At 62.5% G+C, this 18,623-nt stretch carries 16 protein-coding genes; 6 read left to right on the plus strand and 10 right to left on the minus strand.

Features of this window, described 5'->3' with window-relative positions; translation table 11 throughout:
- The first annotated feature begins 44 nt into the window (after positions 1–44).
- From ABIE40_RS24540 to ABIE40_RS24555, 4 genes are all read left to right on the plus strand, one after another.
- Positions 45–1,301: an ABC transporter substrate-binding protein gene (locus tag ABIE40_RS24540; protein ID WP_130281319.1), complete on the plus strand. Its 1,257-nt coding sequence runs from the start codon at positions 45–47 to the stop codon at positions 1,299–1,301.
- 189 nt (positions 1,302–1,490) lie between these two features.
- Positions 1,491–2,426, plus strand: a complete 936-nt coding sequence (locus tag ABIE40_RS24545) for a carbohydrate ABC transporter permease (RefSeq protein ID WP_130281315.1) — start codon at positions 1,491–1,493, stop codon at positions 2,424–2,426.
- Positions 2,427–2,430: 4 nt separating this feature from the next.
- Positions 2,431–3,261, plus strand: coding sequence for a carbohydrate ABC transporter permease (locus ABIE40_RS24550; protein ID WP_112711028.1), 831 nt, complete (start codon positions 2,431–2,433; stop codon positions 3,259–3,261).
- A 4-nt stretch (positions 3,262–3,265) separates the two neighbouring features.
- Positions 3,266–4,324, plus strand: coding sequence for an ABC transporter ATP-binding protein (locus tag ABIE40_RS24555; protein WP_199628130.1), 1,059 nt, complete (start codon positions 3,266–3,268; stop codon positions 4,322–4,324).
- 19 nt (positions 4,325–4,343) lie between these two features.
- Here the strand turns inward: ABIE40_RS24555 and ABIE40_RS24560 are convergent, their stop codons facing one another.
- Entirely contained in the window at positions 4,344–5,966 is a 1,623-nt protein-coding gene (locus tag ABIE40_RS24560) for an ABC-F family ATP-binding cassette domain-containing protein (protein ID WP_199628129.1), read from the minus strand.
- Between the two features lie 83 nt (positions 5,967–6,049).
- Positions 6,050–7,651: an inorganic phosphate transporter gene (locus ABIE40_RS24565; protein WP_199628128.1), complete on the minus strand. Its 1,602-nt coding sequence runs from the start codon at positions 7,649–7,651 to the stop codon at positions 6,050–6,052.
- Between the two features lie 163 nt (positions 7,652–7,814).
- Between ABIE40_RS24565 and ppk2 the strand changes: the two genes are divergently transcribed.
- Positions 7,815–8,729 carry a polyphosphate kinase 2 gene (gene ppk2, locus ABIE40_RS24570; RefSeq protein WP_112711025.1) on the plus strand — a complete coding sequence of 305 codons (915 nt, stop codon included), beginning with the start codon at positions 7,815–7,817 and terminating at the stop codon, positions 8,727–8,729.
- A gap of 78 nt (positions 8,730–8,807) precedes the next feature.
- Here ppk2 and ABIE40_RS24575 read toward each other — a convergent pair whose 3' ends face one another.
- Genes ABIE40_RS24575 through ABIE40_RS24590 form a run of 4 tightly spaced genes read right to left on the minus strand, consistent with a single transcriptional unit; the run spans position 8,808 to position 12,615 of the window.
- The gene (locus ABIE40_RS24575; RefSeq protein WP_199628127.1) at positions 8,808–9,851 is read right to left on the minus strand and encodes a sulfate/molybdate ABC transporter ATP-binding protein; all 1,044 of its coding nucleotides are present in this window, start codon (positions 9,849–9,851) and stop codon (positions 8,808–8,810) included.
- 10 nt (positions 9,852–9,861) lie between these two features.
- A complete protein-coding gene (gene cysW, locus ABIE40_RS24580) occupies positions 9,862–10,734 on the minus strand; it encodes a sulfate ABC transporter permease subunit CysW (RefSeq protein ID WP_112711023.1) in 873 nt (290 codons plus the stop codon).
- The gene (gene cysT / locus ABIE40_RS24585; protein ID WP_130281306.1) at positions 10,724–11,581 is read right to left on the minus strand and encodes a sulfate ABC transporter permease subunit CysT; all 858 of its coding nucleotides are present in this window, start codon (positions 11,579–11,581) and stop codon (positions 10,724–10,726) included. Before cysT ends, cysW begins: the two co-directional genes overlap by 11 nt.
- A gap of 8 nt (positions 11,582–11,589) precedes the next feature.
- Positions 11,590–12,615 (minus strand): sulfate ABC transporter substrate-binding protein, encoded by a 1,026-nt coding sequence (locus ABIE40_RS24590; protein WP_199628126.1) that lies wholly within the window; start codon positions 12,613–12,615, stop codon positions 11,590–11,592.
- Between the two features lie 302 nt (positions 12,616–12,917).
- Here ABIE40_RS24590 and ABIE40_RS24595 point away from each other — a divergent pair, with 302 nt between their 5' ends.
- Positions 12,918–13,955, plus strand: a complete 1,038-nt coding sequence (locus tag ABIE40_RS24595; protein WP_199628125.1) for a porin — start codon at positions 12,918–12,920, stop codon at positions 13,953–13,955.
- Here the strand turns inward: ABIE40_RS24595 and ABIE40_RS24600 are convergent, their stop codons facing one another.
- The 4 genes from ABIE40_RS24600 to kdpC all read right to left on the minus strand — a co-directional run bounded on the left by ABIE40_RS24600 (position 13,956) and on the right by kdpC (position 18,614).
- Positions 13,956–14,411, minus strand: coding sequence for a PTS sugar transporter subunit IIA (locus ABIE40_RS24600; protein ID WP_130281300.1), 456 nt, complete (start codon positions 14,409–14,411; stop codon positions 13,956–13,958).
- Positions 14,412–14,449: 38 nt separating this feature from the next.
- Positions 14,450–15,142 carry a response regulator transcription factor gene (locus ABIE40_RS24605; RefSeq protein WP_112711018.1) on the minus strand — a complete coding sequence of 231 codons (693 nt, stop codon included), beginning with the start codon at positions 15,140–15,142 and terminating at the stop codon, positions 14,450–14,452.
- Complete coding sequence (locus ABIE40_RS24610) at positions 15,139–17,847, minus strand: DUF4118 domain-containing protein (protein ID WP_199628124.1); 2,709 nt, start codon at positions 17,845–17,847, stop codon at positions 15,139–15,141. Before ABIE40_RS24610 ends, ABIE40_RS24605 begins: the two co-directional genes overlap by 4 nt.
- Positions 17,848–18,044: 197 nt before the next feature.
- Positions 18,045–18,614 (minus strand): potassium-transporting ATPase subunit KdpC, encoded by a 570-nt coding sequence (gene kdpC / locus ABIE40_RS24615; RefSeq protein WP_199628123.1) that lies wholly within the window; start codon positions 18,612–18,614, stop codon positions 18,045–18,047.
- Positions 18,615–18,623: the final 9 nt, after the last annotated feature.

The raw sequence follows: 18,623 nt of genomic DNA on the forward strand, positions 1-18,623 counted from the left end.
CGACAATAGTGAGAGAAACACCTTCAACAAAAGGGGAACTGAGCATGAAAAGACTGATAACCGCTACGCTCTTCGCCACCATGATGGCAGGAACGGCCTTCGCCGACACGACGCTGAAACTCGTCGAAGTCATCACCAGCCCGGAGCGCACCGAGACGCTGAAGTCGATCGTCGGCAAGTTCGAGGCCGCCAATCCGGGCACCAAGGTCGAGATCATCTCGCTGCCCTGGAACGAAGCCTTCCAGAAGTTCGCAACCATGGTTTCGGCCGGCGATACGCCTGACGTCATGGAAATGCCGGACACCTGGCTGTCGCTCTACGGCAATAACGGCATGCTCGAAAGCCTCGAGCCCTATCTCGCCAAGTGGGAACACACCAAGGACCTGACGCCCCGCGCCCTGGAGCTCGGCCGCGACGTCAAGAACACCGCATACATGCTGCCCTACGGCTTCTATCTGCGCGCCATGTTCTACAACAAGAAGCTGCTCGCCGAAGCCGGCGTCAAGGAGCCGCCGAAGACGATGGAGGAGTTCACCAAGGCTTCCGAAGCCGTCTCCAAGATCTCCGGCAAATACGGCTACTGCATGCGCGGCGGCCCGGGCGGACTGAACGGCTGGATGATCTTCGCCGCCTCGATGGCCGGCTCCAACAAGTATTTCAACGACGATGGCACCTCGACCATGAACAGCGAAGGCTGGGCCAAGGGTCTGGAATGGATGGTCGATCTCTACAAGAAGGGCTATGCGCCGAAGGATAGCGTCAACTGGGGCTTCAACGAAGTCGTGGCCGGCTTCTACTCCGGCACCTGCGCCTTCCTCGACCAGGATCCGGACGCGCTCATCGCCATTGCCGAGCGCATGAAGGCCGAAGACTTCGGCGTCATCCCGCTGCCGAAGGGTCCGGATGGCAAGTCCTTCCCGACCATCGGCTATGCCGGCTGGTCGATGTTCACGACGAGCCAGAACAAGGATCTCTCCTGGAAGCTGATCGAAACCCTCGAAAGCCCGGATGGCAATATCGAGTGGAACAAGAAGATCGGCGCTCTGCCGGCCTATACGGCAGCCGAGAAGGATCCGTTCTACGCCGGTGACCAGTTCAAGGGCTGGTTCCAGGAACTGGCCGACAAGGACACCGTCCCGACCGTCATGCCGACCTACCTCGAAGAATTCGCCTTCTTCAAGGACTCGCTGGCGATCAAGACCTCGCAGCAGGCTCTCCTCGGCGACATCTCGCCGAAAGACCTTGCCGACCAGTGGGCTGATTACCTGACCAAGGCTCAGCAGAAGCATCTGGCGAAGTAAATCGGGCGGGCTCCGAACCCGGAGCCCCCTCATCCGCCTGCCGGCACCTTCTCCCCGCTGGGGAGAAGGGGTTTTGCGGCAACCTATCCATTCCCTTCTCCCCCTCGGGGAGAAGGTGGCCCGTAGGGCCGGATGAGGGGGCTGCATATGCCAAGGCTATTAGACAAGAACACGGAAAGCCGACCACCGATGACTATGACCGCCGATACGCTCGACAGGCGCCGCGACCGCAGGCCGTGGCTGAAGCGTCTCGCCGATGCCTCGGAACCCTATCTCTATAGCGCCCCTTCGCTGATCCTCATCATCGGGGTGATGATGGTTCCGCTGGTGATCGGGATCTCCTATGCGTTCCGCGACATCCAGCTCCTCAATCCGTTCTCCGGCGGCTTCATCGGGCTCGAGCATTTCCGCGACCTTTCCAAGGACGCCGCCTTCTACGGCGCGCTCAAGAATACGCTGTGGTGGACCGGTGCTTCCGTCATCCTGCAGTTCGTCTTCGGCCTCATCCTGGCGCTGCTGCTCGACAAGCCGTTCTGGGGCAGGGGCATCGTCCAGGCGCTGGTCTTCCTGCCCTGGGCGGTGCCGTCCTTCCTGGCCGGTCTCAACTGGGCCTGGCTCTTCAATCCGGTGATCGGCCCGATCCCGCACTGGCTCTACGCGATGGGCCTGATGAGCGAGCCGGGCAATATTCTCTCCGACCCGCAATATGCGATGTGGGGACCGATCATCGCCAATGTCTGGTGGGGCATTCCGTTCTTCGCGATCACGCTGCTCGCAGCCCTCCAGGCGATCCCGCGCGATCTCTACGAGGCCGCCTCGATCGATGGCGCCGGCTGGTTCCAGCGTTTCGGCTCGATCACCCTGCCGTTCCTGGCGCCGACGATCGCCATCACCGTGCTGCTGCGCACCGTCTGGATCTCGAATTTCGCCGACCTGATCGTCGTCATGACCGGCGGCGGCCCGGCGGACCGCACGCAGATCGTCGCGAGCTACATCTTCACCCAGGCCTTCAAGCGGTTGGATTTCGGTTATGCCTCGGCGATCGCGCTGGTGCTGCTCGCGCTTCTGCTTGCCTATTCCATGCTGATCATCCTGCTGCGGCAGACCCTGCTGAACAAGGATTGAGACCATGAAGCGATCCGTCATCCCCACTATCGCGCATCGTCTGGCAATCCTTTGCTACATCCTGTTTGCGCTCTTCCCGCTCTTTTGGCTCCTGAAGGTTTCGGTGACGCCGAACGACCTTCTCTATTCCGAGGGCGTTCGCATGTGGCCGTCGCGCACGACCTGGGAGCACTATTCCTTCGTCCTGCAGCACAGCGCCTTTCCGACCTTCTTCAAGAACAGCCTGATCGTGTCGGCCTCGACGGCGATCACGGTTACGATCTGCGCTTCGCTCTCAGGCTATGCGCTGTCGCGCTTCAACTTCCGGGCCAAATACTGGATCGTGGCGCTGATGCTGCTGACCCAGATGTTCCCCCTCGTCATGCTCGTCGCGCCGATCTTCAAGATTCTGACGCCGCTGCATCTGACAAACAGCCTGACGGGTCTGGTGATCGTCTACACCGCCTTCAACGTGCCCTTCGCAACCTTCCTGATGCAGTCCTTCTTCGACGGCATTCCGAAGGATCTGGAAGAGGCGGCGATGATCGATGGCGCGACGCAGTTCACGGCGTTCCGGCAGATCATCCTGCCGCTGACGCTACCGGGGATCGCGGCCACGCTCGGCTTCGTCTTCACGGCGGCATGGAGCGAGCTGCTCTTCGCGCTGATGCTGATCAACGGCAATGACGCGGCGACCTTCCCGGTCGGGCTTCTCACCTTCGTTTCGAAATTCTCCGTGGATTTCGGGCAGATGATGGCGGCGGGCGTCATGGCGCTCATTCCGGCCGGTCTCTTCTTCCTGCTCATCCAACGTTATCTTGTGCAGGGCCTGACGGCCGGCGCGGTCAAGGGTTAAACACATGGCATCGATCGATATCCAGAACGTCAAGAAGGCCTATGGCCATGTGCAGGTGTTGCACGATGTCGACCTCAAGATCGGCGACGGCGAATTCGTCGTTCTCGTCGGCCCGTCCGGCTGCGGCAAGTCCACGCTGCTGCGCATGATCGCCGGTCTCGAGGACATATCCGGCGGCGAGATCCGCATCGGCGGCAATCGCGTCAACGATCTGCACCCGAAGGACCGCGACATCGCCATGGTGTTCCAGTCCTACGCGCTCTATCCGCATATGAACGTCGCGGGCAACATGAGCTACAGCCTCAAGCTCCGGAAGACGGCGAAGGAAAAGATCGCCAGCGCCGTGGGTTCGGCCGCGTCGAAGCTCGGCCTTGATCCGCTGCTGGAACGCCGCCCGAAGGCTTTGTCCGGCGGCCAGCGCCAGCGCGTCGCCATGGGGCGCGCCATCGTTCGCCAGCCGAAGGCCTTCCTGTTCGACGAGCCGCTGTCGAACCTCGATGCGCGCCTGCGCGAGCAGATGCGCGCCGAGATCAAGAAGCTGCATGGCGATCTGAAGGCAACCTCGATCTACGTCACCCACGACCAGATCGAAGCCATGACGCTCGCCGACCGCATCGTCGCCATGCATGGCGGCGTCGTGCAGCAGGTCGGCAGCCCGCTGGAGCTCTACGACCGTCCGGCAAACCTGTTCGTCGCCGGCTTCATCGGCTCTCCGGGCATGAACTTCCTCGACGCGACCTATGAGAATGGCGGCGTGAAGCTGAAGGACGGCACGATCGTCCCGCTTTCCGCACCGCTGTCCGTCGCCAATGGCGCGAAGGTCACGCTCGGCATCCGCCCCGAGCATGTCGTCATGTCATCCGATGGCAATGGCATGAGCGCCGATGTCGAACTCATCGAACCGACCGGCTTCGGCATCATCCTGCATCTGTCGCTGCACGGCCTGCCGTTCAAGGTCTTCACGCTGAACCGCGACGCGCTGTCGGCCGGCCCGAAGGTCAACGTCACCTTCCCGGCACAGCACCTGCATGTCTTCGACGAAGCGGGCAACCGGGCGAGCTAACTCGCCCGGCAAGAGGGGATTAGCTCCGCAGACCCGGCGCTTCCTGGCCGGTGCGCTCGACATATTCGGTATAGCCGCCGCCATACTGGTGGATGCCGTCAGGGGTCAGTTCCAGGACGCGGTTGGAGAGTGCGGCCAGGAAGTGGCGGTCGTGCGAGACGAAGAGCATGGTGCCTTCGTATTCGGCGAGCGCCTTGATCAGCATTTCCTTGGTGTCGAGGTCGAGATGGTTGGTCGGCTCGTCAAGGACCAGCAGGTTCGGCGGGTCGAACAGCATCTTGGCCATGACCAGGCGGGCCTTTTCGCCGCCCGAGAGCACGCGGCACTTTTTCTCGACGTCGTCACCCGAGAAGCCGAAGCAGCCTGCCAACGCGCGAAGCGGTGCCTGGCCGGCGAGCGGGAAGGAATCCTCCAGCCATTCGAGGACCGTGCGCTCGCCATCGAGCAGGTCCATGGCGTGCTGGGCGAAATAGCCCATCTTGACGCTGGCGCCGAGCGCGACGCTGCCCTGATCGGGGTCAGTCGAACCGGCGACGAGCTTCAGGAGCGTCGACTTGCCGGCGCCGTTGACGCCCATGATGCACCAGCGCTCCTTGCGGCGGACCATGAAGTCCAGGCCTTCGTAGATGCTGCGGCTGCCGTATTTCTTGTGAACGTTCTTGATGTTGATGACGTCTTCGCCCGAGCGCGGTGCCGGCAGGAATTCGAAGGCGACCGTCTGGCGGCGGCGCGGCGGCTCGACGCGTTCGATCTTGTCGAGCTTCTTGACGCGGCTCTGCACTTGCGCCGCGTGTGACGCGCGGGCCTTGAAGCGCTCGATGAACTTGATTTCCTTGGCGAGCATCGCCTGCTGGCGCTCGAACTGCGCCTGCTGCTGCTTCTCGTTCTGCGCCCGCTGGTTTTCGTAGAAGGCGTAGTCGCCCGAGTAGCTGTTGAGCGAACCGGCGTCGATCTCGATGATCTTGGTGACGATGCGGTTGAGGAATTCGCGGTCGTGCGAGGTCATCAGCAGCGCGCCGTCGAAATTCTTCAGGAAGTCTTCGAGCCAGATCAGGCTTTCGAGATCGAGATGGTTCGACGGTTCGTCGAGCAGCATCACGTCGGGACGCATCAGCAGGATGCGGGCGAGTGCCACGCGCATCTTCCAGCCGCCGGACAACTTGCCGACATCGCCGTCCATCATTTCCTGCGTGAAGCTCAGACCGTCGAGCACTTCGCGGGCGCGGCCTTCCAGCGCGTAGCCGTCGAGCTCTTCGTAGCGGGCTTGCACTTCGCCGTAGCGCTCGATGATCGCGTCCATCTCGTCCATGCGGTCGGGGTCGGACATGGCGGCTTCGAGATCGCGCAGTTCGGCGGCGACTTCGCTGACGGGGCCGGCGCCTTCCATGACTTCGGCAACGGCGCTGCGGCCGGACATCTCGCCGACATCCTGGTTGAAATAGCCGACGGTCATGCCCTTCTCGACGGAGATCTGACCTTCATCCGGCGTCTCGTCGCCGGTGATCATGCGGAACAGCGTCGTCTTGCCGGCGCCGTTCGGTCCGACGAGGCCGATCTTCTCGCCCTTGTTGAGCGCGGCGGATGCCTCGAGATAGAGAATGCGGTGGCTGTTCTGCTTGCTGATATTTTCGATGCGGATCATGGGAAAGCGGGTACCTGATAAGAAGCTGCGGCGCGCTTATCATGCGCCGCAGCATTTGTCGCGGTTTTCCTTCGTCAGGAGCCTTAGAAGACCTGGCGAAGGATGATGAAGAGCACGAAGGCGATGGCGATCGAGGCCGGCAGCGTCAGCACCCATGCCATCAGCATGTTGCGGACCGTCGACCATTGGAGCCCCGAGCCATTGGCGGCCATGGTGCCGGCAACGCCTGACGATAGAACGTGCGTCGTGGAAACAGGCAGGCCAAAATGGTCGGCCGCGCCGATCGTCGCCATGGCGACGATTTCGGCAGCAGCGCCCTGACCATAGGTCAGATGCGTCTTGCCGATCTTCTCGCCGACGGTCACGACAATGCGCTTCCAGCCGACCATCGTGCCGAGCCCGAGCGCCAGCGCCACGGCGACCTTCACCCAGAGCGGGATGAACTTCGTCGCGTTGTCGACGGCCTTGTGGTAGTTGGTGACAGCCTGCAGGTCCGTTGCGTCCATCGGCAGGAGCTTCTGCTTGTCGATCAGCTTCAGCGATTCACCGATGAGATAGATGTCGTTGCGCACATTGCCGACGAGATTGGTGGGAACCGCTTCCAGCGTCGGGAAGGCGGCGACTTCGGCGCTCGTCTGGTGGATATATTGCTGCAGGGCAGGCGTCGTCGCGTCCGTCCAGGTCTTTGTCTTCACCGCATTGCTGACCTCGGCCTTGTAGTCGGTCACGGTCACGCCGGGCTTCACATATTTGCCGAGCGCGGTTTCGACCTGGGCCGAGGCCTGCTTGTAGGCCTCGAGGTAGTTGACATCGGGCGTCCGGTTCAGCGCGAAGGCCGTCGGCACGAGGCCGATCAGGATGAGCATGATCAGGCCCATGCCCTTCTGCCCGTCGTTGGAGCCATGGGCGAAGCTCACGCCCGTGCAGGTGAAGATCAGGATTGCCCGGATCCAGAGCGGCGGTGGCTGGTTGCCCTTCGGCTCCTCATAGAGCTCCTTCTTGCGCACAAGGAACTTCATGACGAGGAGAAGCACGGCCGAGAGAGCGAAGCCGATCAGCGGAGAAATCAGCAGCGACAGGCCGATATTGGTCGCCTGCGACCAGTCGACGCCGCTGGTCGCGCTTCCCGCCGGGGCGAGAAACTGGTTGGCGAGGCCGACGCCGATGATCGAGCCAACGAGCGTGTGCGAGCTGGAGGAGGGCAGGCCGAGATACCAGGTGCCGAGGTTCCAGAAGATCGCGGCGATCAACAGCGCAAAGACCATCGCAAGGCCCGATCCCGAGCCGACCTGCAGGATGAGCTCGACCGGCAGTAGTGCCAGAATCCCGAAGGCGACGGCGCCCGTCGATGTCAGCACGCCGAGGAAGTTGAAGAAGCCGGACCAGATGACGGCGAGCTCGGCGGGCATCGAGCGCGTGTAGATGACGGTGGCGACAGCATTTGCAGTGTCATGGAAGCCGTTGACGAACTCGAAGCCGAGCGCAATCAGCAGCGCCAGGCCAAGCAGGATCCACGGAACCGCGGAGGCTTCGGTCAGATCGCGGCCGAGCGCATAGGCGACATATCCAAGGCCGCAAAGAAGAATGACGAGAAAGACCGGCACGAACCACTTGCCTGCACTCGACGAATGCAGCGGGTGCTTACCGGACTCAGGCAACAGGTGATCGGGGGCAATATCAGCCATGTCCTTGTCCTTTCATGGAAAAGCAACCAAAACTACGTCCGCCCCGTGAACCTTGCGTGACACAACTTTGCGGTATCTCCGGCGGCCTTCCTCGCGCGGCTCGCATTGTCACATTACTGTCGTCAAACCCTGTTGATGTGGCGCCGATCAGAGGGACAGGACCATGACTCAGGAAGAAATCGACCAGCTCCGCCGCATCAAGGATGAGATTGCAGACAGTTTCGACGAGGAACTGGAAATGCAGATGGAGGAGGACCGGCTGGACGAGCTGGTCGCCGAAAACATGCCTGGCGGCCTTGAGGATGTGCTCGACCGCAAGACCTATTTCCGCGAACTCTTCCGCCTCCAGCACGAGCTGGTGAAGCTGCAGGACTGGGTGCAGCACAAGAAGCTGAAGGTCGTCGTGCTTTTCGAAGGCCGCGATTCAGCCGGCAAGGGCGGCGCGATCAAGCGCGTCACGCAGCGTCTGAACCCGCGTGTCTGCCGCGTCGTCGCACTTCCGGCGCCGACCGAGCGTGAGCGGAACCAGTGGTATTTCCAGCGCTACGTGCCGCATCTGCCGTCGGCGGGCGAAATGGCGCTCTTCGACCGCAGCTGGTACAACCGTGCCGGCGTCGAGCGTGTGATGGGTTTCTGCACCAAGGATGAACTCGACGAGTTCTTCCGCTCCGTTCCCGAATTCGAGCGCATGCTCGTCCGCTCCGGCATCATCCTCGTCAAATACTGGTTCTCGATCACCGACGAGGAGCAGGAATTCCGCTTCCGCATGCGCATCCAGGATCCGCTGAAGCAGTGGAAGCTGTCGCCGATGGACCTCGAAAGCCGCGTGCATTGGGAAGAATACACCAAGGCCAAGGAAGAGATGCTGGAATATACCCACATCCCCGAGGCGCCGTGGTGGGTCGTTCAGGCCGTCGACAAGAAGCGCGCCCGCCTCAACATGATCAACCACCTCTTGAAGCAGATCCCCTATGAGGACGTGCCGAAGGATCACGTCGTCCTGCCGCCGCGCGTGCGTCACGACGATTACTCGCGCGTTCCGGTTCCGCCGGACATGTATGTTCCGGAAGTCTACTGAATGTGAGAGCGGGCGGCCTTGCCGCCCGCAGGCGTTGCGGATGCTCGGGACAGGCCCGAGCATGACGGCGTAAAGGGGTCAGCCCCTCCTGAACAGCTTCCAGCGCGTCGGCCGGAAAGCGATATGCTTGCTGTCGAGGACCTCGGTGTGCGAGGGCGGAACTTCCAGCTCGATATGCTGATGCGCGGTACCGATATCGATCTCGATATGCCGTGTTCCCGCAACGCGGCGGCTGGAGGCCAGCTTGCCGGGAATGCCGCCGCGGTTTGCGTCCAGCAGTTCGATGTCGTGCGGGCGGAAATAGAGCTGCGCTTCGCCATCCGGCTCGCCATCTGCCTTCAGGCCGAGCGTGCGGCCCTCGAACAGGATATCGCCATTGGCGATCTTCACATTCAGACAGTTGGATTGGCCGACGAAGCCGAAGACGAACGGTGAGTTTGGCCGGTCGTAGACTTCATCAGGCGTGCCGACCTGCTCGATCGCGCCCTGGCTCATGACGACAACGCGGTCGGCGAGCTCCATCGCCTCGTCCTGGTCGTGGGTGACGAAGACGGTCGTATGGCCGGTGCGGTCATGGATTTCGCGAAGCCATTTGCGCAGGTCCTTGCGAACCTGGGCGTCGAGCGCGCCGAAGGGCTCGTCGAGCAGCAGCACGTTCGGCTCGACCGCCATGGCGCGGGCGAGCGCCACGCGCTGGCGCTGGCCGCCGGATAGCTGCGCCGGATAACGCTTCTCAAGGCCGGAAAGCTGCACGAGGTCGAGCAGCTCGAGCGCCCGCTTGCGGATCTCGGCCTTCGGCGGACGGCGCGCGCCGCTGCGGACCTTGAGGCCGAAGGCGACATTGTCGAGCACCGTCATGTGGCGGAACAGCGCGTAGTGCTGGAAGACGAAGCCGATATTGCGCTGCTGTACCGTCTTCTTCGAGGCATCCTCGTCGCCGAAGAACACCTTGCCGTCAGTCGGGCTTTCGAGACCTGCAATCAAACGCAGCAGCGTCGTCTTGCCGGAACCGGAAGGACCGAGCAGCGCGATCAGCTCGCCCGAGCGGATATCGAGCGAAACGTCGTGGAGCGCCGGAAACCGGTCGAATTCCTTGCGTATGTTTTGAACGCGAACTTCCATTCTCAATCCTTCAGTGCCGCCGGCTGGCGGCGATTTCCGCGCTGTATCGCATTTCGAGCAGCGTCTTCAAAACAAGGGTCACAAGGGCAAGCAGGGCAAGCAAGGTCGCGACGGCGAATGCGCCGGTGAAATTATACTCGTTGTAGAGGATTTCCACCTGCAGCGGCATGGTGTTGGTCTGGCCGCGGATATGGCCGGAGACGACCGAGACGGCGCCAAATTCGCCCATGGCGCGCGCGTTGCAGAGCAGCACGCCGTAGAGCAGACCCCACTTGATATTCGGCAGCGTGACATGCCAGAAGGTCTGCCAGCCGCTGGCGCCGAGCGACAGCGCCGCCTCTTCATCCGCTGTCCCCTGTTCCTGCATCAGCGGGATCAGCTCGCGGGCAACGAAGGGAAAGGTGACAAACATGGTGGCGAGCACCAGACCCGGAACGGCGAAGAGGATCTTGATGCTGTGGGCATCGAGCCATTTGCCGAGATAAGTATTGGCGCCGAACAGCAGCACGAAGACCAGGCCCGAAATAACCGGCGAGACCGAGAAGGGCAGGTCGATCAGCGTCGTCAGGAACGCCTTGCCCTTGAACTCGAACTTGGCGATCGCCCAGGCGGCGGCAACGCCGAAGACCAGGTTCAGCGGCACGCTGATGCCGGCGACGATCAGCGTCAGCCGGATCGCCGAGAAGGTTTCCGCATCCTGCAGCGCCTCGAAAAAGGCGACGACGCCCTTGCGGAAGGCTTCGACGAAGACGGCCGCCAGCGGCAGGAAGACCATCAGGAGCAGGAAGAGCAGCGACAGGAAGATCAAGCTCCAGCGCGCCAACCGGCTTTCGGTGACGACGGAGCGGACTTTGGGAGCGGCGGTGGCCGTATCAAGCGCCATGTCCGTACCTCCGTCTGCGCCAGCTCTGGATCAGGTTGATGACGAGCAGCATGGTGAACGAGATGATGAGCATGACGGCGGCGATCGCCGTGGCGGCCGCGTAATTATACTCTTCGAGCTTGATGACGATCAGAAGCGGCGCGATCTCGGACTTGAACGGCAGGTTGCCGGCAATGAAGATGACCGAGCCGTACTCGCCGACGCCGCGCGCAAAGGCGAGCGCAAAGCCCGTCAGCACCGCCGGCGCAAGGCCGGGCAGCAGGACGCGGGTGATCGTCTGGAAACGGTTGGCGCCGAGCGTCGCCGCAGCTTCCTCCACTTCCCTGTCGATTTCTTCCATAACCGGCTGGACCGTGCGCACCACGAAGGGCAGGCCGACGAAGATGAGGGCGACGACGATACCGGCGGGGGTGAAGGCGATCTTGATACCGAGCGGCGTGAGGAATTGGCCGATCCAGCCGTTCGGTGCATAGAGCGTCGTCAGCGCGATACCGGCCACTGCCGTCGGCAGCGCGAAGGGAAGATCGACCATGGCGTCGATGATGCGCTTGCCGGGAAAGCGGTAGCGTACCAGAACCCAGGCGAGGATGACGCCGAAGACGGCATTGATGCAGGCGGCGACAAAGGCGCCGCCGAAGCTGATGCGAAGCGCATTGACCGTACGCGGATCGAGCGCGATCGACAGGAATTTCTCCCAGCCGAGCTCGCTCGAGCGCCATGCAAGGCCCGATAGCGGGATAAGGATCAGAAGGGTGAGCCAGGTCAAGGTTAAGCCGAGCGCCATTCCGAAACCCGGAATGACACTCGGCCGCTTGAACCGCCACCGCGCGTGGCTATGTGCGTTCATGAACTCTATTATTGGGCCGGCTTGTAGATCTGGTCAAATACCCCGCCGTCGGCGAAGAACTTGGGCTGAGCTTCCTTCCAGCCGCCGAAGTCGTCGATGGTGGCGAGCTTCAGGTCGGGGAACCGGGCGATGTCGGCCTTGTCGGCGGCTTCCGGCTTGATCGGACGGTAATAGTGCTTGGCCGCAATCTTCTGGCCTTCGTCCGAATAGAGGTAGTTGAGGTAAGCTTCGGCAACCTTGCGGGTGCCCTTCTTGTCGACATTGCCGTCAACGATCGCGACCGGCGGATCGGCGCGGATGGAGAAGCTCGGGGTGACGATCTCGAACTGGTCGGGGCCGAGTTCTTCGAGCGAGAGATAGGCTTCGTTTTCCCAGGCAAGCAGAACGTCGCCGAGACCGCGCTGGACGAAGGTGGTGGTGGCGCCGCGCGCACCGGTATCGAGAACCGGAACATGCTGCAGAAGCTGCGTCACATATTCCTGTGCCTTGCCTTCATCGCCACCATTTGCCTGCTTGGCCCATGCCCAGGCCGCCAGGAAGTTCCAGCGGGCGCCGCCCGAGGTCTTCGGGTTCGGGGTGATGACCTGGACGTCGTCCTTGACGAGATCGCCCCAGTCCTTGATGCCCTTCGGATTGCCCTTGCGCACCAAGAAGACGATCGTCGAGGTGTAAGGCGTCGAGTTGTTCGGGAACTTGGTCTTCCAGTCCGTCGGGATCTTGCCGGTCGCCTTGGCGATGGCGTCGATATCGCCTTCGAGAGCGAGCGTCACGACATCGGCTTCGAGACCGTCGATAACCGAGCGGGCCTGGGCGCCGGAGCCGCCATGGGAGGCCTGGATGGTGACCGCTTCACCGGTATCCTTCTGCCACTTGGCAGCGAAGGCGGCGTTGAAATCCTTATACAATTCACGCGTCGGGTCGTAGGACACATTGAGAAGCTGCTGGTCGGCAAATGCCGGCGCAACGGCGCCGATTGCTACGCTGCCGGCGAAGACCGCGGCGGCGAGAAGCCGTGTGATCCGAGTTGACTGCATGAAAACCTCCTTCGTTTCTGCGTAAACTCTATCAACTTGGTCGTATAATGAAACGAAAGTTCTTCCGTTTAAAGAGCTGCTTTCTGGAATGTCGTTTCATTTACATTCCGTTTCTGAAACGGACTTACCGGGCGCGACCTGTGGGGCGGCCATCCCTCTCTGTGTGCTAATAATGGCACACGGTATGAGATAGGTGTTGGCCAACTGAAACAAATACGGTCATTCGCCCGATCGCTTCCTACATGAGGCCTTGCCGACTGCAACTGCGGCATTGCCCCACCCTGTCGAAGGGATCGATCGACATGCATATCAAGACCGTCCTGTTTGCCTCCGCCGCGGCCCTTGCCGCCGTTTCCGGCGCCCACGCTGCCGACGCCATCGTAGCGGCCGAACCTGAGCCCGTGGAATATGTCCGCGTCTGCGATGCCTATGGCAGCAGGTATTTCTACATTCCGGGTACTGAGACCTGCCTCGCGATCGGCGGTTACCTCAGAAGCGAAGTCCGCTTCGGCGATGCGGCCAACAATGACGAGGACTGGAGCTTCTTCAACCGCGCCCAGGTGACCTTTAGCTCGAAGAGCGATACGGAATATGGCACGCTGACCGGTGTCATCACCTACCGCATCGAATATCAGGGTGGTGAAAGCGATCCGACGCTCGATGAGGGCTATATCGAGCTCGCGGGCTTCCGCTTCGGCAAGCAATATAGCTGGTGGGATGACGATGCGACCGGCGAGACCGACATTCTCGCCAGCAACGAGACGACGATGAACTCGATCCGCTATCAGTATGAGAGCGGCGACTTTGCTGCCGGCATCTCGCTCGACGAGGTCGGTACCAACTACATCCACTCGGAACCCGGTTCTTTCGGCGGCAACGATCTCGGCATCGCCAGCCAGGTCTCCGGCAAGTTCGGCGCCGTGACCGGCTACCTGCTCGCAGGCTATGACACCGATGAGAACAACGTCGCGATCCGCGCCATCGTCTATGCCGATCTCGGCCCCGGCACTCTCGGCCTTTATGGCGTCTGGACGAGCGGCATCAACTATTATTACGAGGCATCCGAATGGACCGTCGGCGCCCAGTACGAATACAAGCTTACCGACAAGTGGGCGGTGACGCCGGGCTTCCAATATTTCGGCAACGTGATTGCCGATGCCGATGACGACGGCGTTGCCGATGGCGGTGGCTACAGCAACCGCGATGCCTGGGCGGCCGGCGTGACCGTCGATTACAAGGTCGTCGAGGATCTGAAGGCCAAGCTCAGCCTGCAATATCGCGACGAAGACGACGGCGATGACGGCATCTTCGGCTTTATGCGTCTGCAGCGGGACTTCTAACTAGGGGCGCGAGTCCGCGATGAAGTCGGAATAGAGCTCGTCGGCACTGCGCGCCTTGCGCATCGATTCCAGCACGCCAGGCGCTTGCAGCCGCCGGGCGATGGCGGCCAGCACATTGAGATATTCGCCGCGATTGTTTTCGCCGAAGAGCAGCATGAAGGCGATATCGGTCTTGATGTCGTCGATCGCCTCGAAATCGAGGGGATGGGCGAAGCGGATGAGCAATCCGCGCGGGCTCGTCATGCCGGGGATCGCCGCATGCGGAACGGCGATGCCGTTGCCGATCCCCGTCGAGCCGAGGCTTTCGCGGCTTTCGAGCGCGCGGATGATCGGCTGCTCCTCGATCGCGAAGGCCTTGCCGGCCTTTTCCGCCATGGCCTGCAGGGCGCGCCACTTGGTTGCTGCGGAAACGCCGATGAAGGTGTGTTCCGGCAGGATGATATCAGCGAGATTCATGTCATTTCCATAGATGTTCGCAGAAGCGGCGGGACCACTCAGTCCGGTTCCCGAAGCCGGTAGCCGACCCCGGTCTCTGTCGTAATATAGTGCGGCTGGTCCGGAACCTGCTCGACCTTTTGCCGCAGCTGCCGGACATAGACGCGCAGATACTGCACATCGGCTGCCGGTCCCCAGACCTGCTTCAGCAGGAACTGGTGGGTCAGCACCTTGCCGGCATGCTGGGCGAGCACGCGCAGGATATCGTATTCCTTCGGCGACAGCTTGATCTCCTTGCCGTCGACCTTGACGATGCGCTTGACGATATCGATCGACAGCCCGCCGGTCTGGAAGATCGCCTTCTCACCCTGCTGCTGCAGCCGGTGGCGGAGGGCCACGCGAATGCGGGCGCCGAGTTCGGCAATGCCGAAGGGCTTCGTGACATAGTCGTCGGCGCCGGTTTCCAGCGCCTTGACGATGCCGGCTTCATCGGTGCGGCTGGAGAGGATGACGACGGGCATGGTCAGCCCGTCGTCGCGCCATTCCTGCAGCAGGTCGTGACCCGGCGTATCCGGCAGGCCGAGATCGAGCACGACGAGATCCGGCAGGTCGTCGACCACGGATTCGCGCGCGGCCAGCGCATTGGCTGCCTCGTGCACTTCATATCCCTGCGCCGTCAGACCGACGCGCAGCAGCTTGCGGATGGGGGGCTCGTCGTCGACGACGAGGATCTTGATGGGCGAACCGCTCATTTGAGTTCATCCAGTTTCGGAATGTCGTTGGTTCCCGGAAGCCGGATGGTGAAGACGGCGCCAGAGCGGTCCGTCCTGTTTCCGGCGGTGATTGTGCCGCCCATCGCCTCGATGAAGCCGCGGCAGATGGAAAGCCCGAGCCCGGTTCCGGCGCGCACCTGGTCGCCTTTGCGGACACGGTAGAACGTATCGAAGATGCGGTCGAGATCGCCTTCTGGAATGCCGGGGCCTTCGTCGGAGATTTCGAGCGCAACACTGAAGGCATCGGCAGAGCCGCGGATGCGGATCGTCGAGCCTTCGGGTGCATATTTGGCGGCGTTGTCGAGCAGATTGAAGAGCACCTGCTCGAAAAGCACCGGATCGACCTTCACCATCGGAAGATCACCGGGGATGTTCATCTCCGTCCGGTGGCGTTCGAGGATCTTGGCGGCACGGCGCAGCGCGCTTCCCGCGATATCGCCGGCATAGTGCAATGCATAATTCGGCTCCATGGCGCCGGATTCGATCTTGGTCATGTCGAGCAGATTGGCAATGAAACGGTTGAGCCGCTCGGATTCGTCGACCACGGTCGAGAGGAGATCGTTGCGGTCTTCCTCCGGCATCGAGCTCAGATAGTCGCGCAGCGTCCCCGCCGCGCCGAGAATGGCGGCCAATGGCGTCTTCAGGTCGTGCGAGATCGAGGTCAGCAGCGCCGAGCGCAGCCGGTCGGCTTCGGCCGCCAGCTTGGCGCGATCGACATCGGCGACGAGCTGGACGCGCTCGATGGCGAGTGCTGCCTGATCGGCGAGCGCATCGAGCAGCCGCTGCTGCTCCGGCGTCAGCAGCGGGCCGTCGCGCCGGTCGCTGTCGAGGCCGATCACGCCGACGGCGGTGCGGCCGGTCCGCAGCGGCACGTAGAGACGCTTAGCGCCGGGCAGGGTATCGGCGCCGCGCCCGGCCGCATGATTGTGCTCCCAGGCCCAGCGCGCGGCGGCGATATCGGCGTCATCGAGCGTATCGTCTGGCGGATAGCCGGCCTTGACGGCAATGCCGCCGTCTTCGGGCAACAGCAGCACGACGCGGACCTTCAGCATCGAGGCGATCTGGAAGGCGGTCGCCCAGAGCACGTCGTCGAGCGTGCCGGTTCCAGCGAGCTTCTTGGAAAAGAGATAGAGATCTTCGGTGGTGCGCGCCCTCTGCCGCGCGGCGGCGGCCTGCCGCTGCACTGTTGCGGTGAGGTTCGAGGCGATGATGGCGACGCCGAGGAAGAAGAATAGCGCCAGCACGCTTTCAGGGTCGCTGATCGTCAGCGTGTAGCGCGGCGGCAGGAAGAAGAAATTGAAGGCGAGGGCGCTGATGATGCAGGTATAGAGGGCCGGGCGCAGCCCATGGAGAACCGCCGAAGTGAGCACCGCCATCAGGAAGACGAGGGCGAGGTTGCGGACATCGAGCACCTGATCGAGCACGACGCCGACGCCAAGCGCGATCGCCACATAGGCGGTCGCCAGCACATAGGCCCGCAGGTCGAACAGCGGCGCCGTCACGGCGGCCTTGACGCCGCGCTGCGCGGTCTGGTCCTTCTCGTTGCCCGATATGACATGGACGCTGATATCGCCGGCCTGGCGGATCAACTGGTCGGTCGCCGAGGGCTGCAGCCATTCGCGCCATGTCGGCTTCTTCGGCGAGCCGATGACGATGTGGGTGACATTGTTGGCGCTGGCATGACGCAGCAGCTCTTCGGTGACTTCGCGTCCGGGCAGCGTCAGCGCCTCGCCGCCGAGCTGGCCGGCAAGCCGGAGCGTCGCGGCGATCGTGTCGCGCTGCTCTTCCGAAAGGCTGATCGAGCGGTTCGTCTCGATATAGACGGCCGACCAGGGCGCGCGCAGCCGCGAGGCCATGCGGGCGGCATAGCGCACCAGCGAGGCGGACCGCGGATGATGGTCGATCGAGACAAGCACGCGCTCGCCGGCGGCCCAGGGGCCGGGGATCGCATGCGCCTGCATATGGGTCAGCAACTGGTCATCGACGCGTTGCGCCGTCTTGCGCAAGGCGAGTTCGCGCAGCGCCGTGAGGTTGCCCGGCGTGAAATAGTTGGTGAGCGCCCGCTCGGCGGTGCGCGCCACATAAACCTTGCCGTCATGGAGCCGCTTGATCAGGTCATCAGGGGTCAGGTCGATGATCTCGATGTCGTCGGCCATGTCGATCACCGAGTCCGGCACCGTCTCGCGCACCCGGATGCGGGTGATCTGCGAGACGACGTCGTTCAGGCTCTCGACATGCTGGATATTGAGCGTCGTGTAGACATCGACGCCGCGGTCGAGCAGCTCCTTGACGTCGAGGTAACGCTTCGGATGGCGGCTGCCCTGGGCATTGGTATGCGCCAGTTCGTCGACGAGAACGAGATCGGGTTTCCGCGCCAGGATGCCGTCGAGATCCATCTCCTCCAGTTCCTGGCCGCGATAGGCGACCTTGACGCGGGGGACGATCTCGAAACCGGCCAGCAGCGCCTGGGTTTCCTTGCGCCCATGCGTCTCGACGACACCGATCACCACATCCATGCCGTCAGCGATCTTGGCGCGGCCGGAGATCAGCATCTCGTAGGTCTTGCCGACGCCGGGGGCGGCGCCGAGGAAGATTTTCAGACGGCCGCGCGTTTCCGCCCGTGCCTTCTCAAGAAGCGCATCGGGCGACGGCCTGCCGGCCTGGTCGCGGTTGTCGTCTGGCATTCGGCTTTGTCTTTCTAAAAAGGCATCATTCGGGGTTGCGCAAACCTGCCTTCCCTCATTCCTGTGCTTGTCACAGGAATCCAGCCACGCGAAGTCTTTCGCGTGAAAGGAGTCTCCCGCGCCGCAGACGCGGCGCTGCTGGATCCCTGTGACAAGCACAGGGATGAGGGAGGAAAGGGAGTGCCAAACCCGTCAACTCACTGATTCATAGGTGCATCAAGCGCCATATTCAACGCAAGCACATTGACGACTGGCTCACCCAGGAACCCAAGCTCTCGCGCCTCGACACTGGCATCCACCAGTGCCTTGACCTTGACCTCATCCATCCCCCGCGCCTTGGCAACGCGCGCCACCTGGAAATAGGCGGCCTCCGGCGAGATATGCGGATCGAGACCGCTGCCCGAAGCCGTCACAAGGTCGATCGGAACGTCGGCATTGGGATTGCTGGCCTTGGCGGCTTCGTAATCGGTCTTGACGCGGTCGATCAGCTTCTGGCTGGTCGGGCCGAGGTTGGAGCCGGAGGAGGCGGCGGCGTTGTAGCCGTCGCCGGCGGCCGAGGGGCGGCCGTGGAAATATTTGTCGCTGGTGAAGGCCTGGCCGATCAGCGAGGAGCCGATGACGGTGCCGTCCTTCTCGATCAGGCTGCCATTCGCCTGTTTCGGGAAGAGCGCCTGGGCCGCACCCGTCATGGCGATCGGGTAGAGGAGACCGGTGATCGCCGTGGTGGCGACGATCATGACGATTGCGGGACGAAGTTCTTTCAACATGGATTGTAC

The sequence above is a fragment of the Rhizobium sp. OAE497 genome, from assembly GCF_040546565.1.
Classification (GTDB): domain Bacteria; phylum Pseudomonadota; class Alphaproteobacteria; order Rhizobiales; family Rhizobiaceae; genus Rhizobium.

Excerpts from the sequence above, each read along its gene's own strand:
- ABIE40_RS24540 (WP_130281319.1), top strand. The coding sequence starts at position 45 with ATGAAAAGACTGATAACCGCTACGCTCTTCGCCACCATGATGGCAGGA.
- ABIE40_RS24545 (WP_130281315.1), top strand. The coding sequence starts at position 1,491 with ATGACTATGACCGCCGATACGCTCGACAGGCGCCGCGACCGCAGGCCG.
- ABIE40_RS24550 (WP_112711028.1), top strand. The coding sequence starts at position 2,431 with ATGAAGCGATCCGTCATCCCCACTATCGCGCATCGTCTGGCAATCCTT.
- ABIE40_RS24555 (WP_199628130.1), top strand. The coding sequence starts at position 3,266 with ATGGCATCGATCGATATCCAGAACGTCAAGAAGGCCTATGGCCATGTG.
- ABIE40_RS24560 (WP_199628129.1), bottom strand. The coding sequence starts at position 5,966 with ATGATCCGCATCGAAAATATCAGCAAGCAGAACAGCCACCGCATTCTC.
- ABIE40_RS24565 (WP_199628128.1), bottom strand. The coding sequence starts at position 7,651 with ATGGCTGATATTGCCCCCGATCACCTGTTGCCTGAGTCCGGTAAGCAC.
- ppk2 (WP_112711025.1), top strand. The coding sequence starts at position 7,815 with ATGACTCAGGAAGAAATCGACCAGCTCCGCCGCATCAAGGATGAGATT.
- ABIE40_RS24575 (WP_199628127.1), bottom strand. The coding sequence starts at position 9,851 with ATGGAAGTTCGCGTTCAAAACATACGCAAGGAATTCGACCGGTTTCCG.
- cysW (WP_112711023.1), bottom strand. The coding sequence starts at position 10,734 with ATGGCGCTTGATACGGCCACCGCCGCTCCCAAAGTCCGCTCCGTCGTC.
- cysT (WP_130281306.1), bottom strand. The coding sequence starts at position 11,581 with ATGAACGCACATAGCCACGCGCGGTGGCGGTTCAAGCGGCCGAGTGTC.
- ABIE40_RS24590 (WP_199628126.1), bottom strand. The coding sequence starts at position 12,615 with ATGCAGTCAACTCGGATCACACGGCTTCTCGCCGCCGCGGTCTTCGCC.
- ABIE40_RS24595 (WP_199628125.1), top strand. The coding sequence starts at position 12,918 with ATGCATATCAAGACCGTCCTGTTTGCCTCCGCCGCGGCCCTTGCCGCC.
- ABIE40_RS24600 (WP_130281300.1), bottom strand. The coding sequence starts at position 14,411 with ATGAATCTCGCTGATATCATCCTGCCGGAACACACCTTCATCGGCGTT.
- ABIE40_RS24605 (WP_112711018.1), bottom strand. The coding sequence starts at position 15,142 with ATGAGCGGTTCGCCCATCAAGATCCTCGTCGTCGACGACGAGCCCCCC.
- ABIE40_RS24610 (WP_199628124.1), bottom strand. The coding sequence starts at position 17,847 with ATGCCAGACGACAACCGCGACCAGGCCGGCAGGCCGTCGCCCGATGCG.
- kdpC (WP_199628123.1), bottom strand. The coding sequence starts at position 18,614 with ATGTTGAAAGAACTTCGTCCCGCAATCGTCATGATCGTCGCCACCACG.